The organism is Chelativorans sp. ZYF759 (assembly GCF_012911015.1).
GTDB lineage: Bacteria > Pseudomonadota > Alphaproteobacteria > Rhizobiales > Rhizobiaceae > ZYF759.
In genome coordinates, this window is sequence record NZ_WVVV01000002.1 from 264550 (window position 1) to 283343 (window position 18794).

General features: G+C 64.8%; 18 protein-coding genes. 9 read left to right on the forward strand and 9 right to left on the reverse strand.

Annotation, left to right across the window (positions count from 1 at the left end; genetic code table 11):
* Nucleotides 1-144: 144 nt before the first annotated feature.
* Both GRZ55_RS05175 and GRZ55_RS05180 read left to right on the forward strand, forming a co-directional pair.
* Nucleotides 145-540, forward strand: coding sequence for a hypothetical protein (locus GRZ55_RS05175; RefSeq protein WP_169285827.1), 396 nt, complete (start codon nt 145-147; stop codon nt 538-540).
* Between the two features lie 89 nt (nt 541-629).
* Entirely contained in the window at nt 630-1433 is an 804-nt protein-coding gene (locus GRZ55_RS05180) for a DUF72 domain-containing protein (protein WP_169285828.1), read from the forward strand.
* Nucleotides 1434-1613: 180 nt separating this feature from the next.
* Here GRZ55_RS05180 and GRZ55_RS05185 read toward each other — a convergent pair whose 3' ends face one another.
* The gene (locus GRZ55_RS05185) at nt 1614-3146 is read right to left on the reverse strand and encodes an NAD(P)H-hydrate dehydratase (protein ID WP_169285829.1); all 1533 of its coding nucleotides are present in this window, start codon (nt 3144-3146) and stop codon (nt 1614-1616) included.
* A 207-nt stretch (nt 3147-3353) separates the two neighbouring features.
* Between GRZ55_RS05185 and GRZ55_RS05190 the strand changes: the two genes are divergently transcribed.
* Both GRZ55_RS05190 and glnA read left to right on the forward strand, forming a co-directional pair.
* Nucleotides 3354-3692, forward strand: coding sequence for a P-II family nitrogen regulator (locus tag GRZ55_RS05190; protein ID WP_169285830.1), 339 nt, complete (start codon nt 3354-3356; stop codon nt 3690-3692).
* 46 nt (nt 3693-3738) lie between these two features.
* Nucleotides 3739-5148 (forward strand): type I glutamate--ammonia ligase, encoded by a 1410-nt coding sequence (gene glnA, locus GRZ55_RS05195; protein WP_169285831.1) that lies wholly within the window; start codon nt 3739-3741, stop codon nt 5146-5148.
* A gap of 79 nt (nt 5149-5227) precedes the next feature.
* On the opposite strand, the gene GRZ55_RS05200 is transcribed toward glnA, so the two are convergent.
* The 3 genes from GRZ55_RS05200 to gatB all read right to left on the reverse strand — a co-directional run bounded on the left by GRZ55_RS05200 (nt 5228) and on the right by gatB (nt 7774).
* A complete protein-coding gene (locus GRZ55_RS05200) occupies nt 5228-5707 on the reverse strand; it encodes a pyridoxamine 5'-phosphate oxidase family protein (RefSeq protein ID WP_169285832.1) in 480 nt (159 codons plus the stop codon).
* A 111-nt stretch (nt 5708-5818) separates the two neighbouring features.
* Complete coding sequence (locus tag GRZ55_RS05205) at nt 5819-6205, reverse strand: PRC-barrel domain-containing protein (protein WP_169285833.1); 387 nt, start codon at nt 6203-6205, stop codon at nt 5819-5821.
* Between the two features lie 66 nt (nt 6206-6271).
* Entirely contained in the window at nt 6272-7774 is a 1503-nt protein-coding gene (gene gatB / locus GRZ55_RS05210; protein WP_169285834.1) for an Asp-tRNA(Asn)/Glu-tRNA(Gln) amidotransferase subunit GatB, read from the reverse strand.
* A 192-nt stretch (nt 7775-7966) separates the two neighbouring features.
* On the opposite strand from gatB, the gene GRZ55_RS05215 reads away from it, so the two are divergent.
* The 4 genes from GRZ55_RS05215 to GRZ55_RS05230 are packed head-to-tail and all read left to right on the forward strand — an operon-like array spanning nt 7967 to nt 12930.
* Nucleotides 7967-9427 carry a deoxyribodipyrimidine photo-lyase gene (locus GRZ55_RS05215; RefSeq protein WP_169285835.1) on the forward strand — a complete coding sequence of 487 codons (1461 nt, stop codon included), beginning with the start codon at nt 7967-7969 and terminating at the stop codon, nt 9425-9427.
* The gene (locus tag GRZ55_RS05220) at nt 9424-10764 is read left to right on the forward strand and encodes an NAD(P)/FAD-dependent oxidoreductase (RefSeq protein ID WP_169285836.1); all 1341 of its coding nucleotides are present in this window, start codon (nt 9424-9426) and stop codon (nt 10762-10764) included. Before GRZ55_RS05215 ends, GRZ55_RS05220 begins: the two co-directional genes overlap by 4 nt.
* 11 nt (nt 10765-10775) lie before the next feature.
* Nucleotides 10776-11624, forward strand: a complete 849-nt coding sequence (locus GRZ55_RS05225) for a DUF1365 domain-containing protein (RefSeq protein ID WP_169285837.1) — start codon at nt 10776-10778, stop codon at nt 11622-11624.
* 31 nt (nt 11625-11655) lie between these two features.
* Complete coding sequence (locus GRZ55_RS05230) at nt 11656-12930, forward strand: cyclopropane-fatty-acyl-phospholipid synthase family protein (RefSeq protein WP_246734528.1); 1275 nt, start codon at nt 11656-11658, stop codon at nt 12928-12930.
* A gap of 10 nt (nt 12931-12940) precedes the next feature.
* On the opposite strand, the gene GRZ55_RS05235 is transcribed toward GRZ55_RS05230, so the two are convergent.
* The 3 genes from GRZ55_RS05235 to GRZ55_RS05245 form a co-directional block, all read right to left on the reverse strand.
* Entirely contained in the window at nt 12941-13417 is a 477-nt protein-coding gene (locus GRZ55_RS05235; RefSeq protein ID WP_169285838.1) for a hypothetical protein, read from the reverse strand.
* A 66-nt stretch (nt 13418-13483) separates the two neighbouring features.
* On the reverse strand, nt 13484-15457 hold the full coding sequence (locus GRZ55_RS05240; protein ID WP_169285839.1) for a bifunctional 2',3'-cyclic-nucleotide 2'-phosphodiesterase/3'-nucleotidase: 1974 nt from the start codon (nt 15455-15457) through the stop codon (nt 13484-13486).
* Between the two features lie 111 nt (nt 15458-15568).
* Nucleotides 15569-16045 carry an Lrp/AsnC family transcriptional regulator gene (locus GRZ55_RS05245; RefSeq protein ID WP_169285840.1) on the reverse strand — a complete coding sequence of 159 codons (477 nt, stop codon included), beginning with the start codon at nt 16043-16045 and terminating at the stop codon, nt 15569-15571.
* A gap of 136 nt (nt 16046-16181) precedes the next feature.
* Between GRZ55_RS05245 and ald the strand changes: the two genes are divergently transcribed.
* Nucleotides 16182-17297 carry an alanine dehydrogenase gene (gene ald / locus GRZ55_RS05250; protein WP_169285841.1) on the forward strand — a complete coding sequence of 372 codons (1116 nt, stop codon included), beginning with the start codon at nt 16182-16184 and terminating at the stop codon, nt 17295-17297.
* A gap of 75 nt (nt 17298-17372) precedes the next feature.
* On the opposite strand, the gene GRZ55_RS05255 is transcribed toward ald, so the two are convergent.
* Both GRZ55_RS05255 and sseA read right to left on the reverse strand, forming a co-directional pair.
* Entirely contained in the window at nt 17373-17945 is a 573-nt protein-coding gene (locus GRZ55_RS05255; RefSeq protein ID WP_169285842.1) for a GNAT family N-acetyltransferase, read from the reverse strand.
* Nucleotides 17942-18793, reverse strand: coding sequence for a 3-mercaptopyruvate sulfurtransferase (gene sseA / locus GRZ55_RS05260; RefSeq protein WP_169285843.1), 852 nt, complete (start codon nt 18791-18793; stop codon nt 17942-17944). Before sseA ends, GRZ55_RS05255 begins: the two co-directional genes overlap by 4 nt.
* Between the last annotated feature and the right edge of the window lies 1 nt (nt 18794).

Consider the following 18794-nt stretch of genomic DNA (forward strand, 5'->3'; position numbering starts at 1 on the left):
CTAAGTATCTGGCTAGGTACAACCGAAGGAAGGCCGTTCATCCCGTGGTCCCGCCTTTGGCCGTCTACCTCCCCTGCCAGGGAAAAAAGTCTGTCCACCTCTCCTTCGAACGCCTGACAATGGCCCGAGAAAGGAGACCGCGCGGTGAAGGCAGCGCATCACAAGGACCCGAATGTCGAAGCGCTGAAGCGCATCGTCGCACTGCTTTTGTCGCTGGCCGGCCTCGCCCGCCGCGCTTCCGCCCACTCCGCGCCCATGCGCTTCCTCGTCCAATTCGTCATCGGCCGCGCCGAGACCGCGGTCCTCGCCTTCATCGGGGTGCCGGCGGAAGAGGCACGCCCCCGCGCGCACGGGCTGCCGGGTCCGTCCGATCTGCTCTTGCTCTCCGCCCGCCTGCACACCCTCGCCTTGCTGCTTGCCCAGGCCTGCCGCATGGACCCGCGGACAGGCGAGACGCGACCCGTTCCGAGCGCCCTCCCGGCCCTCCTCGCGATCCTGCCTCTCCCCCTCCCCCTCGCCCCGTTCCACGACACGTCCTGACCTGGCCGCACCTGTCAGCAGCCTCGTCCTTCCGGGTGGACATTTCGGTCCGGCCCGCGCACGGTCGCGCCCAAAAAGAGGAAGAGAGAATGACCACATCAGGCACCATCCGCGCCGGCATCGGCGGCTGGAATTTCGAGCCTTGGGAGGGCACGTTCTATCCCGCCGACCTGCCGAAGAAGCGGCAGCTCGAATTCGCCTCGCGGCAGCTCTCGACCATCGAGATCAACGCCACCTATTATCGCGGCCAGACGCCGGCCACCTTCGCCAAATGGGCGTCGGAAGTGTCCGATGGCTTCGTCTTCGCGCTCAAGGGCAATCGCTTCGTCACCAACCGCAAGGTGCTGGCGGAGGCCGGGCCCTCGCTCGAAAAATTCTTCGCCCAGGGGCTGGAGGAACTGGGCCCTGCCCTCGGGCCGCTGGTCTGGCAGTTCGCGCCGACCAAGAAATTCGAGCCCGACGATTTCGAGTCCTTCGTGAAGCTTCTGCCGACCGAGCACGCCGGGCAAAAACTGCGCCACGTGCTGGAGGTCCGCCACGCTTCCTTCGCCGTGCCGCAATTCGTTGACATCGCCCGCCGCCATGGCGCGGCGATCTGCTATGCCCACCACCACGACTACCCCGAGATCGCCGACGTCACTTCCGATTTCGTCTATGCCCGCCTGCAGAAGGGCGAGGACGACGTCCCCACCGCCTACAAGCCAGGCGAACTCGATGCCTGGGCGGCGCGGGCGAAAGATTGGGCCGAAGGCGGCCAGCCCGGCGACCTGCCGCTGGCCGATCCCGGCCACCAGCCGGAAAACCGCCCGCGCGACGTCTTTGTCTATTTCATTCACGAGGGAAAGATCCGCGCACCCCAGGCTGCGCAGGCTTTGATGGAGCGGCTCGGCTAGGAGCCGTGCACCCTCCCCTTGATGGGGGTGAGGAGCGGTCGGCACTTGCCGAAGCCAACGATTTGGCTTCCGGAGCGACGAACGCCCGGAGCCATAGCGGAGGGCACGCGGGGAGGATGGCGGAACCGACTGGGGGAGTCGAGGTAAGTCACCCCGGCCTGCACCCCAAGTGGCGGCTGGTCACTCGCCCATCAATTCCCGCAGCACCCCCGGCACCAGCCCCGGCAGGTCCTCCGCGATCAGCCCGGGCCCGAACCGGCGGCCCGCATCGGCATGGATCCACACCGCGGCACAGGCAGCCTCGAAGGTGGGCATCCCCTGCGCGATCAGCCCGGCGATCAGCCCGGCCAGAACGTCGCCGGAACCCGCCGTCGCCAGAAGCGGCGTGCCATTGGCGTTGATGACGGCCCGCCCGTCGGGCGCGGCCACCACCGTGTCCGCCCCCTTCAGCACCACGACGCCAGACGCGCGCGCGGCCGCCCGGCGCGCCCGTTCCAGCTTCGAAGGCACGCTGTCGGCGTTGATGTCGGGAAACAGCCGGCCGAACTCGCCCTCATGCGGCGTCAGCACCAGCCCCGCCGAAGTCTCGGCCGCCGCAAACAGCGTGTCGGGCGCCGCTGCGCAGGCGGTGATCCCGTCGGCGTCGAGCACCAGTGCCGGCCCGCCCTTCATCGCCAGCAGTTCCAGCGCGTGGGTGCGGGTGTGGTGGTTCACCCCCGCCCCTGGCCCCAGCACGAAAGCGGCGGGCTTTCGCTCCTTCACGAATTCGGAAAGATCGTCGACGCTGTCGGTCCGCCTCAGCATGATGGCCGTCAGATGCGCGGCATTGACCAGCACCGCGCTCGACGGCGAGAGCAGCGTGACGGCGCCTGCCCCGGCACGCGCCGCGCCCATTGCCGCCAGTCGCGCCGCCCCGGTCGCCGACGGTCCGCCGGACATCACCCCCACATGGCCGCGCCTGTATTTATGCGTATCGGCTTCCGGCCTCGGCAGGCGAGCGGCCCACAGCGCGGGCCCGTTTCGAAACGCTCTTGGCCCGATCTCGTCCAGCACGGAATCGGGGATGCCGATATCGGCCACCACTGTCGTCCCGCAATGTCTGCGGCCGGGCATCAGCAGATGACCGGGCTTCAGGCGAAAGAAGGTCACCGTCAGATCGGCGTCGAAGGCCGCCCCCATCGCCTGGCCGGTCTCGCCGGAGATGCCGGAGGGCAGATCCACCGCCACGACGGGCGAGCCGGCCGCCTCCACAGCGCCGATCACCGTCGACACGTCGCCGGCCAGCGGCTTCGACAGCCCGGCGCCGAACAGCGCGTCGACCACCAGCCGGTCCTCCGCAGGCGCGAAAGAAGCAAGCGGCGCCGCCTCGACGGGACAGGCCTGCCTGGCGCGCGCCGCGTCGGAACCCTGCCCCGGCACGCCCAGCGCCCATACCCGCACATGCAGCCCGCCCTCGGCCAGCAGCCGTGCCACGACATAGCCGTCACCACCATTGTTGCCCGGTCCGCAAAGCACGTCTAAGCCGGCCGCTTCGGCATGACGAGAGAGGATTTCCGCCGCGATGGCCCGCCCCGCGTTCAGCATCAGCCCGTAGCCGTCGAGCCCTCCGCCGGCGATGGCCAGCTGGTCGGCCCGGGCCATTTCGTCGGGCGTCAGCAGGGCGTGCGCTTCGGACGAATGCCCATTCTTTTCGCCATTTGCATAATTTTTCATCAGGCCTCACAATCAATGGCCCCGGTCGGCTGAACGCGCTTCGTGCGATGCATCGAATGACGAGCTTGAAACCCTGTCATGCTCCGCCGCTCGCGTTTTTCAGGCGCTTTTCACCAAATCGGGTCCGAATTGGCACGCTTCGTGCTTTCATTTTACCTGAAACGGGTCCCAAGACCTGTTTTCTATCCCATCGGAGGCCATTCTCGCATGAAAAAGATCGAGGCGATCATAAAACCCTTCAAGCTCGATGAGGTGAAGGAGGCTCTCCAGGAGGTCGGCCTTCAGGGCATCACCGTCACCGAGGCCAAGGGTTTCGGGCGCCAGAAGGGCCACACGGAACTCTACCGGGGGGCCGAGTATGTCGTCGACTTCCTGCCCAAGGTGAAGATCGAGGTGGTGCTGGGCGACGAGCAGGTCGAACAGGCCATCGAAGCCGTCCGCAAGGCTGCCCAGACGGGCCGCATCGGCGACGGCAAGATCTTCGTCACCAATGTCGAGGAAGTCGTGCGCATCCGTACGGGGGAAACCGGTCTCGACGCCATCTGAGCATCGGGCCAATCAAGTTTGCACTTTGTCATCACAGGAAAAACACATGACCACAGCCAATGACATTCTGAAGCAGATCAAGGACAACGACGTGAAGTTCGTCGACCTGCGCTTCACCGACCCGAAGGGCAAGATGCAGCACGTCACGATGGACGTCGTCGCGGTCGACGAGGACATGTTCGCCGACGGCGTGATGTTCGACGGCTCCTCGATCGCCGGCTGGAAGGCCATCAATGAATCCGACATGGTGCTGATGCCCGACACCGAGACGGCCCATATGGACCCGTTCTTCGCGCAGTCGACCATGGTGATCGTGTGCGACATTCTCGATCCGGTCTCGGGCGAGTCCTACAATCGCGATCCGCGCGGCACGGCCAAGAAGGCCGAGGCCTATATGAAGGCCGAAGGCGTGGGCGACACGATCTATGTCGGCCCCGAGGCCGAGTTCTTCGTGTTCGACGACGTCAAGTACAAGGCCGATCCCTACAACACCGGTTTCAAGCTCGATTCGACCGAGCTGCCCTCCAATGACGATGCCGAATACGAGACCGGCAACATGGGCCACCGCCCGCGCGTCAAGGGCGGCTACTTCCCCGTCCCGCCGATCGATTCGGGCCAGGACATGCGCTCCGAGATGCTCTCGGTCATGTCCGAAATGGGTGTCGTCGTCGAGAAGCACCACCACGAAGTGGCGGCCGCCCAGCACGAGCTCGGCATCAAGTTCGACGCGCTGACGCGCAACGCCGACAAGATGCAGATCTACAAATACGTCATCCACCAGGTCGCCAATGCCTATGGCAAGACGGCCACCTTCATGCCGAAGCCGATCTATGGCGACAACGGCTCGGGCATGCACGTGCACCAGTCGATCTGGAAGGACGGCAAGCCGACTTTCGCGGGCAATGAATATGCCGGCCTGTCGGAGACCTGCCTCTATTACATCGGCGGCATCATCAAGCACGCCAAGGCGCTCAACGCCTTCACCAACCCGTCGACCAACTCCTACAAGCGTCTGGTCCCCGGCTTCGAGGCTCCGGTCCTGCTGGCCTATTCGGCACGCAACCGCTCGGCATCCTGCCGCATCCCGTTCGGCACGTCGCCGAAGGCCAAGCGCGTCGAAGTCCGCTTCCCCGATCCGACCGCCAATCCGTATCTCGCATTCGCGGCGATGCTGATGGCCGGTCTCGACGGCATCAAGAACAAGATCCACCCGGGCGCCGCCATGGACAAGGATCTCTACGACCTGCCGCCGAAGGAGCTCAAGAAGATCCCGACTGTCTGCGCCAGCCTGCGCGAGGCCCTGCAGAGCCTCGACAAGGACCGCGGCTTCCTGAAGGCCGGCGGCGTGTTCGACGACGACCAGATCGATGCCTATATCGAGCTGAAGATGGCCGAGGTCCTCCGCTTCGAGATGACCCCGCATCCGATCGAGTTCGAGATGTACTACTCCGTCTGATCCTCCCGGACGAAAAAGGGGCCGCGCTGGCGACAGCGCGGCCCTTTTTTGTTGGGTGGAAGAAAATCCGGGCGTCAGGTCACATGCGGACCTTGGCCTGATCGCCCATGTCGGGCGCCCCGGAGGTCATCGCGGCCACGGCCATCTTGGCATAGGCGACGATCGTGCCGGGTCCGTCCCAGTACTGCGCATCGCGCGGCGTCACCTTCAGCACGCGGATCGACGGGTCGTCCGGATCGTCCCACCAGGCCTTTGCCGGGGTCGACCAGAGTTCCTTGATCTTGGCGCGGTCGTTGGAAACCACGGCATCGCCCGAAAGCGACACATAATTCTGCCCGCTCGTATCGGCGAAGAAGAGCGCCACGGTGGGGTCGCGCGAGATCTCCTCGTCCTTGTGGCTCTCGGCGTCGGTGAGGAAATAGATGCAGTGCTCGTCACGCTCGACATGCGCGGCCATGGGGCGGCCGCGGATCAGCTTTCCGTCGTGGCTCGCCAGCATGCAGATGCCGATCTTCTGCATCAGTTTCCACACGCGCTCGATGTCGCCTTGTTCGGCCATTTGGTCTTGCTCCTTGGATGTGAACCTCTGGCAGGCGAACGCGCCGCCAGGCGCGTTGTTCCCGCCGACCCCGACGGCGTGGGGAGCCGGCGGGACCAGTTTTTTGACCGATCAGACGTAGGGGACGCCGTAATGATCGTGCACGGTACGGCCATAGGCCGGGTCCCGCCACGGGTCTTCCTCGCGGCCGTAACGGGGTGCGCCCTCGAGCTGTTCGCGGGTCACATCAACGACATAGCCACCCATGTCCTTGCTGTAGTCGAGCGATTTCCACGGCAGCGGGTGGTAGCTCTCGCCAATGCCCAGGAAGCCGCCGAAGCTCATCACCGCGTAGGCAACCTGGCCTGAATGTTTGTCGACCATGAAGTTGTAGACGTCGCCGAGGCGCTCGCCCTGGCGATCGTAGACGGCGGTGCCTTCGACGCGGTTGGAAGCGATGAGGCGGGCGGTTTCGTCCGTCTCGACGTCGGTGCCGGTATTGCGGTCAGTATAGGCCATGGAAGGTCTCCTTGGTTGGGGACCTTCTAAGCGTCTGACGTTCTGGATGTTCCGGCCCGTCGCGGCCTACTCTTCGATGCCGAGCTTTGCCTTGACCAGTTCGTTGACGGCCTGCGGATTGGCTTTGCCGCCGGTGGCCTTCATCACCTGCCCGACGAACCAGCCGGCCATGGTCGGCTTGGCCTTCGCCTGCTCGACCTTGTCGGGATTGGCGGCAATCACGTCGTCGACGGCCTTCTCGATCGCCCCGGTGTCGGTGACCTGCTTGAGGCCGCGTTCTTCCACCAGCACTTTCGGGTCACCGCCCTCGTTCCAGACGATCTCGAACAGATCCTTGGCGATCTTGCCCGAAATGACGCCGTCCTTGATCAGCTCGATGATACCGCCGAGCTGATCGGGCGAGAGTGGCGACTCGTCGATGTCCCGGCCGGCCTTGTTGAGCGCGCCCAGCAGATCGTTGATGACCCAGTTGGCCGCCATCTTGCCGTCGCGACCCTCCGCCACCTTCTCGAAATAATCGGCGATCGCCTTGTCGGAGACGAGCACAGAGGCATCGTAGGCCGACAGTCCAAGCGAGGCGATGAGACGCGCCTTCTTGTCGTCCGGCAGCTCGGGAAGCCCCTCGGCCAGAGCGTCGACATAGGCCTGGTCGAATTCCAGCGGCAAGAGGTCCGGATCGGGGAAGTAGCGATAGTCGTGCGCCTCTTCCTTCGAGCGCATCGAGCGTGTTTCGCCCTTGTGCGGGTCGAAGAGCCGTGTCTCCTGATCGATCTTGCCGCCATCCTCCAGAATGCCGATCTGGCGGCGCGCTTCATATTCGATCGCCTGGCCGATGAAGCGGATCGAGTTGACGTTCTTGATCTCGCAGCGCGTGCCGAATTCACCGCCGGGCTTGCGCACCGACACGTTGACGTCGGCGCGCAGCGAGCCCTCCTCCATGTTGCCGTCGCAGGTGCCCAGATAGCGCAGGATGGTCCTGAGCTTGGTCACGAATGCCTTGGCCTCGTCCGAGGAGCGCAGATCGGGTTTCGACACGATCTCCATCAGCGCCACGCCGGAACGGTTCAGGTCGACATAGGACATGGCAGGGTGCTGGTCGTGCAGCGACTTGCCGGCATCCTGTTCCAGATGCAGGCGCTCGATGCCGACCTCGATATCCTCGAAATTGCCCTGTCGGTCCGGCCCGACGGAGACGGTCACCACCCCCTCGCCCACGATCGGCTGCTTGTACTGCGATATCTGGTAGCCCTGCGGCAGGTCGGGATAGAAGTAGTTCTTGCGGTCGAAAACCGAGCGGTGATTGATCTCGGCCTTCAGCCCGATGCCGGTGCGGATGGCCTGCTTGACGCATTCCTCGTTGATCACCGGCAGCATGCCGGGCATCGCCGCATCGACAAGGCTCACATTGGAATTCGGCTCCGATCCGAAACTCGTGGACGCGCCCGAGAACAGTTTCGAGTTCGACGTGACCTGCGCGTGGATCTCCATGCCGATAGTGATTTCCCAATCTCCGGTGGCCCCGGAGATCAGGCGCTTCGGATCGGGCAGGCGTGTGTCGACGAGGGTCATGTAGGGGCTGTCTCGAGGCTGTTCGGTGTCGCCATTTCGCTAGACCAATAGCCGCCCCGAGGCAAGACATGGCTCATCCGCACCCCCGCAGAAGGATTTGCCCGAACGCCGCTTCCGGCAAATCCAGATGGCCCGTCCGGGCGTATGACCTTCCGTTACAACGAGACTGCCGAAAGCAGACCCGCCCGCCTCATGACCACTTCCCCCCAAAGCGACGCAAACCAGACCGCGATCGTGCTTTTCCGGCACGATCTGCGCATAGAAGACAACCGCGCCCTGTCTGCAGCCGCTGAAAACTTCGAGACGGTCATCCCCGTTTTCGTCTTCGACGAGGATTCGGAGGGAACACGTCCGATCGGCGGCGCGCGCCGCTGGTGGCTGCACCATTCGCTCGAAGCACTCGCGGCGTCGCTGGACAGGCTTGGTGCGCCGCTCATCCTGCGAAGGGGCAGGATGGACGAGATCGTCCCCGCTCTGGCGGATGAGACCGGCGCCGCTGCCGTGTTCTGGAACCGGCGTTACGATCCGCCCGGCATGGCGGCCGACCGCCGCATGAAGGCGGCGCTCAGGCAGGCGGGTGTTGAGGCGGAGAGTTTCGAGGGGCACCTGTTGCACGAGCCGTGGCAGGTCAAGACCGGCTCGGGCGGCTATTACCGTGTCTACAGCCCGTTCTGGCGCGCACTCTGCGCGCAGGGCGATCCCCGCCCGCCCGTCGATGCTCCCGGGAAACTGAAGGCACCTTCAAGGACACCCGGCTCGGAAGAGCTTTCGGACTGGACGCTGCTGCCGACCACGCCCGACTGGGCCGGCGGTCTGCGCGAGAGCTGGGCCCCGGGCGAGGCTGCCGCCCAGGAGCGCCTTGCCGAATTCCTGGACGGCGAGATCGAAGGGTATGCCGATGACCGGGACAGGCCCGACAAGCCCGCGACCTCGCGCCTCTCCCCTTACCTGACCCATGGCGAGATCACCCCCTATCAGATCTGGCACGCCGTCACGCAGAAGACTGGCATCCAGGCACGTGATGCCGAGAAATTTCTCAAGGAGGTCGCCTGGCGTGAATTCTCCTGGCACCTCCTTCATCACAACGCCGATCTGGCCACCCGGAACTTTAATGCCGATTTCGACGCCTTTTCGTGGCAGGGTAAGGCCGACGACCTCCAGGACTGGCGAAGAGGCCGCACCGGTTATCCCATCGTCGATGCCGGGATGCGGCAGCTGTGGCGCACGGGCTGGATGCACAACCGGGTGCGCATGGTCGCGGCTTCCTTTCTGATCAAGCACCTGATGATCGACTGGCGCGAGGGCGAGGCCTGGTTCTGGGACACGCTGGTTGATGCCGACCCGGCCAACAACGCCGCCAGCTGGCAATGGGTGGCAGGCTCGGGCGCCGATGCCGCGCCCTATTTCCGCATCTTCAACCCCATCCTCCAGGGCGAAAAATTCGATCCTCGGGGCGATTATGTCCGGGCCTTCGTCGAAGAGGTGAAGGACCTGCCCGATCGCAGCCTTCACAAGCCTTGGGCAGCCGGCAAGGACGCGCTCGACAGAGCGGGGATTGAACTCGGCAGGAATTATCCTTGCCCCATCGTGGACCATGGCGAGGCGCGCGGTCGCGCCCTTGCGGCATATGACAAAGTGAAAGAGGCATCATGAATATCGTCCCCTTGTCCCGTGCCGAGGACGGCAGGCAGAAGATCGCGGTCGTCGGATCGGGCATAGCGGGCGCCTCGGCCGCCTGGGCACTGTCTGCCACAGCCAACGTGACGCTCTACGAGGCCGAGCGTCGCGCCGGCGGCCATACCGCGACCGTCGACGTGGACTATGACGGCATCTCCGTGCCGGTGGACACCGGCTTCATCGTCTACAACGAGCTCAACTATCCCGATCTCACTTCCATGTTCGCCCATCTCGGCGTGGCCACGCATGAAAGCCGCATGGGTTTCGGTCTGTCGCTCGACGAGGGCCGGCTGGAATGGAGCGGCCAATCCTACCGTTCCATTTTTGCCCAGCCGCTTAATGCCCTGTCGCCGTCCTTTCTGCGCATGCTGTCGGAGATCATGCGCTTCAACCGGACCTGCGTGGTCGACCGGGATGCGGGCCGGCTCGCCGGCCATTCCATCGGCTCCTATTTGGCCGAATGCCGCTTTTCCAGCGCATTCCGCGACAACTACCTCATTCCCATGGCCGCCGCGATCTGGTCGACCCCGCGCGTCAAGATGCTGGAATTCCCGGCCTCCACCTTCGTCACCTTCTTCGAGAACCACCGCCTGATTCACGAGGAGCGCCCGGTCTGGCGCACCGTCTCTGGCGGCTCGCGCAATTACCTGGAAAAGCTGCTGGCCCCGCTTGCAGGCAAGGTCCGGCTGGCCACGCCGGTCGAGACCGTCATCCGCGACGCGCTTGGCGTCACACTCTGGGCGAAGGACCGGGAGCCGGAACGTTTCGACGCCGTCGTGCTCGCCGGGCACTCCGACCAGACACTGGCCATGCTGGGCGATGCATCGCCGGTCGAGACCACCATCCTCTCATCCGTCCAGTATCGCCCGAACCGCGTCGTTCTCCACCGCGATCCCCGTCTGATGCCGAAACGCCGGGGCGTCTGGTCTGCCTGGAACTATCTGCGCTCCTCGCGCGGGGAGGAAGAGCCCGAAGTCTGCGTCACCTACTGGATGAACGAGCTGCAGGGCATAGACCATTCCACGCCGCTATTCGTCTCGCTCAACCCGGTGATCGAGCCGCGCGCCGAACTGACCTTCGGTGAGTGGTCCTTCGCCCACCCGCAATTCGATGCCGCCGCGATCTCGGCCCAGGCCCGGCTTGGCGAGATCCAGGGTCATCGTCGCACCTGGTTCGCCGGCGCCTGGACCGGATTCGGCTTCCACGAGGACGGGCTGCGCTCGGGTCTCGACGCGGCCCGCGGGCTGGGCGCCACGATCCCCTGGCGCGCGGCTCCGATTGCCGATGTGGAACTCGCCGAAGCGGCGGAGTAGGATCGGCGATTATGGCGCTTGCACGACGCATCACCACTATGACGGACAACGGGGCTCCCCCCGGGGCCGCTGTCGCGCTCTATCCCGGCGAAGTGATGCACGCCCGCATGAAGCCCTTCAGCCATCGCTTCACCTACAAGGTGTTCTCCCTGCTGATCGACCTCGATCGCCTGGAAGAAGCCGGCAGGGCCTCGCCGCTTTTCCGGGTGAACCGGGCAGGCCTCCTCTCCTTCCACGAGGCCGACCATGCCGAGATCGAGGGCGAAGGCCTGCGCGCGATGGCGGACCGTCTTCTGGCAAAGTCGGGACTGGCCGAGCCGGCGGCACGCATCCTGCTCCTGGCCTATCCCCGCATGCTGGGCTACGTCTTCAATCCCATCTCTGTCTTCTTCGCCTATGGGCGCGACGGCGGGCTTCTCGCCGTCATCTACCGTGTGCGCAACACCTTTGGCGAACGTCATTCCTACGTCGCGAAGGTTGAGGAGGGCGAGTTGAGCGAGGCGGGTCTGCGCCAGCAGCGCACCAAGATCTTCCATGTCTCCCCCTTCATCCCGCTCGGCGCGCGGTACAATTTCCGTATCCTGCCACCGGGCAAGGCCGTCCGCGTGCGAATCCACGAAACCGAAGCCGGCGAACCGCTGCTCGCGGCCACCTTCGTCGGAGAGGAAAAAGCCTTCACCACTGCCTCCCTCCTGCGCGCCCTGGCCCGCACGCCCTTGATGACGTGGAAGGTTGTTTACGCAATCCACTGGCAAGCCTTGAAAATCTGGCTGAAAGGAGCGACTTTCCATACCTCTCCGCCGCCGCCGGAGCCGGTTAGTTTCCACGATCAGGAAGGGGCTTTCCGTCCTGGTGAATAGAAGGATCATCGCGTCGGCGGGACGGCGCAGCATGAGCAGGTTTTATGAAATGACCGACACCACCGCCTCTCCCTCTCCCCAGGCCGCACCTGTCCGGCTCGATGACCGCAATTTCGCAGAGGTAACCCGTGGCCTGCCCGCCAAGGCCAGGCTGGCGCTGTCCGTCGGCATGAAACTGCCCAAGGGCACGCTGGTGGTCCACACGCCCGAGGGCAAGGTGATGGAAGTCGGCGGCAACGCACCCGGCCCCCATGCCGAGATAATCCTGAAGAACTGGAACCTGCCACGCCGCGCATTTTCCGGCGCAACCATCGGCGTGGCCGAATCCTACATGGATGGCGACTGGGAGAGCCCCGACGTCACCGCCTTTCTCGAGCTGTTCGTCGTCAACGAAGAGGCCGGCGAGAAGATCGCCGGCGGCGCCAACTGGCTCCTGACTGCGGTCGAGCGCGTGCGCCACTGGTTGAACGACAACACGCGTTCGGGGTCCAGGCGCAACATCTCGGCCCATTACGATCTGGGCAACACCTTCTATCGCGAATGGCTCGATCCCTCGATGACCTATTCCTCGGCGCTGTATGCGAATGGCGCCAACGATCTGGAAAGCGCGCAGGCCGCGAAATACCGCGCGCTCGCCCAGGATACGGGCATCGGGCCGAACGACCATGTTCTCGAGATCGGCTGCGGCTGGGGCGGTTTTGCCGAATTCGCCGCGCGCGAGATCGGCTGCAAGGTCACCGGCCTCACCATCAGCCGCGAGCAGCATGATTTCGCCAGCGCGCGTATCCAGAAGGCCGGTCTGGCCGATAAGGTCGACATCAAGTTTCAGGATTATCGCGACGAGACCGGCCGATACGATCGCATCGCCTCCATCGAGATGTTCGAGGCGGTCGGCGAGAAGCACTGGCCCGTCTTTTTTTCCAAGATGAAGGAATGCCTCAAGGCGGACGGGGCGGCCGGGCTTCAGATCATCACCATCAAGGACGAAGCCTTCGACGCCTACCGCGCCCGTCCGGATTTCATCCAGCGCTATGTCTTTCCCGGCGGCATGCTGCCCTCGCCCGAGCGCCTTCGCACGCTTGGCGACCAGTTCGGCCTCACCTACGCCCGCGACCGCATTTTCCCGCATGACTATGCGCGCACGCTCGCGGAATGGCGCGAGCGTTTCTGGGCATCGTGGGACCGGATCCGGCCGCTCGGCTTCGACGACCGTTTCAAGCGCATGTGGGAGTTCTACCTGCATTATTGCGAAGCAGGTTTCCGCGCCAGATATATCGACGTGCGGCAGGTGGTGTACCGGGCCTGAGCCCCTGCCTTTAGCGGGCGTCCGCCGCTTTCATGTCATCGTCACTTTGAAACGCGGCAAGCCGGCCGGCCGAGTCGCGGTCGAGGTAGACCCACAGCCGTGTCGTGCCCCTGCTCCAGCAGAGGCTCGCATCCCTGTGGACCATGCATTGTTCACCAGCACCCTCGAAACCGAGTTCGGCCGCAACGGCCCTGGCGAATTCCTCGGGCCACAACCTGTCGTTGGTTTCCCGGTAGACCGAATAGGTGATGCGATCCTTCGGCGAAAGGTTCGCGGTGATGAGCCCGCCTTCCGGCAAATCGCAGGAGATGAACTGCTCGCCCTCCCTTTCACCGATGATCAGCCTGGTGCACTCGCTCCTGAGGTAGTCCTGGATCTGCGACATCGACATGCCGATCCTCACTTTCACCCTCTCCTGCGCCTGAGCGGGTACTGCGGCCAGCACCAGGAAAGCAGCTAGGAACACCTTTCCGACAGCAACACTCATGGACTGGTCCTCCCACCAATCGCGGGACGGGAGGACCGCGCAGGGCGATCCTCCCGTCCCATCAACCTATAGCGTGATGCGGAAGCGGGCGAAGCCGTCCTCGCCTTCCCCCGCCTCCTCGATGGCGACGCCCTCGACCTCGCCGATGAAGGCGGAGGCACGCGGGCCCGTCTCGAACAGCACCGTCGTGCCCTCCATCGGCGCAAAGCCCCAATTGCCGTCGGCCGAAGGGTTGATCGTGCCCTGCTCGACGATGTAGCGCACGATGACGTCGCGATTGGTATCGGGCGCCTCGAAGATCACCTTGTCGGGGCCGATCTCGGGGAAACTGCCGCCACCGCCGGCGCGGTAATTGTTGGAGGCGACGACGAATTGCTGCTCCGGGTCGATCGGCTGGCCCTCGAATTCCAGATCGACGATGCGGCTGGAATCCGCATTGATGAGCTCGCCGCGCGGCGAGTATTTCGGCGGCTGGCTAAGGTCGATCCCGTAGGTCACCCCGTCGATGACGTCGAAATTGTAGGACGGGAAGTCCTCATTGATGAGCGGCTGGTCGCTCGCTCCAGGCTCGATCTGGTTGAAGATGCCGGCCGACATCTCCAGCCACTCCTTCACCTGCGCACCGTTGATCAGGACCGCCTGGACGGTGTTGGGATAGAGATAGAGATCGGCCACGTTGCGAATGGCGACCGCGCCCGGCGGCACCTCGGTGAAATATTCGGGCCCGCCGCGACCGCCCGCCTTGAACGGTGCCGCCGCCGATAGCACCGGGATGCCGGCATGTTCGGTGCCGCTCAACATGTCCTCGATGTACCAGGTCTGGGCGTTGGAAACGATCTGCACGGAAGGATCGTCGGCCACCAGCGCAAAGAAGGAATGCAGCGCGGCCGACGTCTCGCCGACCGGCTGGCCGACATAGGCGATGGTTGCCTCGTGGTCCTCGCGCACCGCCTCCTCGACCTCCGCCTTGCTTTCGACCAGTGGCCGCGTCTGGCCGTCGACGCGTTCGGAGATCGGCCGCACCTCGCTGGTGGAACCCACGACGCGCCATTCATTGCCGTCGCGCTCCAGCATCAGGTCGACAAGGCCCAGATGCGAGCCCCAGAATCCGCCCATGACGCCCGGCTTGCCGCCGATCGTGCCCGACGCGATGTCGACGCCGTCGACACCCTCGAATTGCGGGCCGGGGAAGGCCAGATGGCTGTGCCCGGTCAGGATCACGTCGACGCCGTCGATCATCGCGATCTGCAGCGAGGCGTTCTCGAGGTTTTCCTGGTACGCGGCCGGGCCTACGCCCGAATGCGAAAGCGCGACCACGATGTCGGCGCCTTCCTCGCGCATCTGCGGCACCCATGCCTCGGCGGCCTTGACCATGTCGCGCGCCGACACGTTGCCTTCCAGGTGACGCGAGTCCCAGGTCATGATCTGCGGCGGGACGAAGCCGATCAGGCCGATGCGGATCGGGTGTTCCTCGCCGGCGCCGTCGGTCACCGTGCGGTCGAGAATGACATAGGGCGGCAGGATCAGGTCGTCGTCGCGCGGGTTCTCGGCCAGGCTGCCGCGCGCGACATTGGCGCAGACGATCGGGAAATCGGCGCCGTCCAGCACCTTGAACATGAAGTCGAGCCCGTAATTGAACTCATGGTTGCCGAGCGTGGAGGCATCGAACTCCAAGACGTTCATCGCCTTCATGATCGGATGGACGTCGCCATCCTGCATGCCGCGCTCATAGGCGTAGTAGTCGCCCATCGGGTTGCCCTGCAGGAAGTCGCCATTGTCGAGCAGCAGCGAATTGGTCGCCTCGGCCCGGATCTCGTCCATGATGGTGGCCGTGCGCGCCACGCCCATCGTGTGGTTCTCGCGGTCGGCGTAGTAGTCGTAGGGAAAGACGTGAACATGAAGATCCGTCGTCTCCATGATCCTCAGATGTGCCTGGTTGGCGGCAGCGCGCAGCGAAAAGGGGTGCAGCATGATCAGCGCGCCGGCGGCACTGGCACCGGCAAGGAATGTTCTGCGCGAAAGTGAATGGGTTCGTGCCATGATGCCTCTCCTGAAGAGTTTTCTGGTCGCCTGTCCCCGCGGCCGCAGTGTCGCGCCTGGGCTTGCATGTGTCCAGCCGGATATCGACCGCCCGGCCCCCTCGCCCCGACGCTAGCCCAGTTCCGGCTTCATGCCGACATTCGTGCGGTCGACGATCTCGCGCAACGCGAACGAGGAATTGATCCGCGTCACATGCGGCATCGCGGTGAGCCATTCCTTGTGGATGCGCTCGTAATCCTGCAGGTCCTTGGCCGCGATGCGCAGGATGTAATCATACTCCCCCGACATCAGGTGGCACGAGAGGACATTCGGGCAGCGCTTCACCGCCGCCTCGAAATCCGCCAGCGTCTTCTCGAACTGTCCCGACAGCGAGATGTGCACGATGGCCGTCATCCTGTAGCCGAGCGCGGCATTCGAGAGCCGCGCGTGATATCCCTTGATGAAGCCTTCCTTCTCCAGCCGATCCAGTCGGCGCGAACAGGCCGACTGCGACAGCCCCACCTTTTCGGCAAGGGCCGCGTTCGGCAGACGCCCATCGGCCTGCAGCGCCTCCAGAATCGCGACATCGATGCGGTCGTGCTGGCCCATGCGCCGAATAATCCTCGTTTCACCCTTTTCCGCGCAAGAATGCACGGAAATCCGGCCCTCGACCAGCCTGCTTTGCAAGCTCCTTCGGCTGCCGTTGCGGTATTCTTGGCCGATAATCCGGAGGAGTTGGCAGAACATGCGCATCGGGTGCCCGAAAGAGATCAAGAACCACGAATACCGCGTCGGACTGACCCCCGGCGCCGTGCGCGAATATGTGGCCCATGGCCATGAGGTGTTGGTGGAAACCGGCGCCGGCGCAGGCATCGGGGCCGACGACAACGCCTACCGCGCCGCCGGCGCACGCATCGCGGCTGCGGCCGAAGACGTGTTCGCCAAGTCGGACATGATCGTGAAGGTCAAGGAGCCGCAGCCCTCGGAATGGGTGCAGCTGCGCGAAGGGCAGATTCTCTACACCTACCTGCATCTGGCGCCTGATCCGGAGCAGACCAAGGGTCTGTTGGCCTCGGGCGTGACCGCCATCGCCTACGAAACCGTCACCGACGAGCGCGGCGGCCTGCCGCTGCTTGCCCCGATGTCGGAAGTCGCCGGACGCCTCGCCATCCAGGCCGGCGCCACCGCGCTGCAGAAGGCCCATGGCGGGCGCGGTATCCTGCTTGGCGGCGTGCCCGGCGTCCTGCCCGCCAAGGTGACGGTGATCGGCGGCGGTGTAGTCGGTCTCAATGCCGCCAAGATGGCCGTCGGGCTCGGCGCCGACGTCACCATCATCGACCGTTCGATCCCGCGCCTGCGCCAGCTCGACGACATCTTCAACGGTCGCATCCATACGCGCTATTCCACCGTCGAGGCCATCGAGGAAGAGTGCTTCTCGGCCGACATGGTGGTGGGCGCGGTGCTGATTCCGGGTGCTGCGGCGCCGAAACTCGTCAGCCGCGAGATGCTGTCGGGCATGAAGACCGGCGCGGTGATGGTCGACGTCGCCATCGACCAGGGGGGCTGCTTCGAGACCAGCCACGCCACCACCCATGCCGAGCCGACCTACGAGGTCGACGGCATCGTGCATTATTGCGTGGCCAACATGCCGGGCGCGGTGCCGGTCACGTCCGCCGCCGCCCTCAACAACGCCACCCTGCATTACGGCCTGCAGCTGGCCGATCGCGGCATGAAGGCGCTGATGGACGACACGCATCTGAGAAACGGGCTCAACGTGCACAAGGGCCGCGTCACCAATGCCGCCGTGGCCGAGGCGCTGGGCTACGAATTGGCGGAGCCGCGCACCGCGATCGCGGCCTGATTCCTCCCTCCGCGTCTCTTCCTCCTGCGCGGAGAAACGGCCCGCCGGTCTGCACCACCGGCGGGCCATTTTTGTTCAGGGCCGGAACAGGATGTCCGCACGTTCCCGGTCGCCAAGCGGCACGACCCGCTCCTGCGACTGGGCGACCGGCACGAAGCCCATCTTCTGGTACAGCGCCAGCGCGCTCGGGTGATCGAGCGTGCAGGTCTGCACGATCACCTTCTCGGGATGGTGCGCCCATGCCGCCTCGATCGCCGCGCCCAGGAACCAGCGCCCGAAGCCGCGCCCGATCGCATGCGGCATCATGCCGAAGAACACCAGTTCCACCGCGCCCTTCCGTTCCGTGCCGAGATCGAAAAAGCCGGCCGGTGCGCCGTCGAGATAGAAGACCCTAATGTCGCGGCTCTCCGAATGGATGGCCGCCGAAAGCTCTTCGTCGTCGAGCCGCAGCGAATTGACCCAGTGCCATTTGCGGCCCACCCGGTCCATCAGGTAGCGGTAATAGTGAAGCGGGATGTCCTTCACCCGCAGGACCGCGATCTGGGCACCGAGGGGCAGGGGCGGATAGCGCGTCGGCGGCTTCGTCATCTCCAGATAGGTGACCGTGACCTCGATCGGCTCGATGATCCCCGCCTCCGCCATCCTCATGCCTCGCCGGTCGCGACTGGCGTATCCTGCAGGCCGCCCCATTCCGACCAGGAGCCGTCATAGAGCCGGTTGTCGGTGTGGCCGACTGTTTCCAGGGCCAGCGTGATCACCGCCGCGGTCACACCGGAGCCGCAGGACGTCACGACGGGCCTTTGTAGATCGATGCCGGCTTCCGCGAAGACCCGCTTCAGCTCCTCGGGTGGCCGCAGATGGCCGTTCTCGACCAGGTTGAGGAAGGGCAAGTTCTTCGCTCCCGGCATGTGACCCGAGCGCATGCCGGGACGCGGCTCCGGCTCCACGCCGGTAAAGCGGCCAGGCGACCGGGCATCGGCGATCTGTGCCTCGCCCGTTTCCACGATATGCCGCATGTCTTCCAGCCCGGCCACGCGCTTGTTGTCGAAATCGACTTCGAAGAGACAGCCCGCCGTCTTGGTCTGCTCGGCCGTCACGGGCCGACCCGCCTCCTTCCAGCCATCCAGCCCACCGTCGAGGAGATAGACGTTCTCGACCCCCATCACGCGGAACATCCACCACACGCGCGGCGCCGAGAAGAATCCCGGCCCGTCATAGACGATCACCGTGTCGCGGCTGGAGATGCCCATCGAACCCGCATATTGCGCGAAGTGGCGGGGGCTCGGCAGCGTATGCGGAAGGTCCGCGCCCGGTTCGACCACCTCGTCATGATCGAAGAAGATCGCCCCCGGAATGTGCCCTTCATCGAACTCGGCGCGCGCATCGCGGCCCTGCGCCGGCAGGTACCATGAAGCGTCGATGACGATGGTGCCGGGCGCGCCCAGCCTCTCCTGAAGCCAGTCGGCAGAAACGACGAAGGGGCTGGTGGGCTGCATG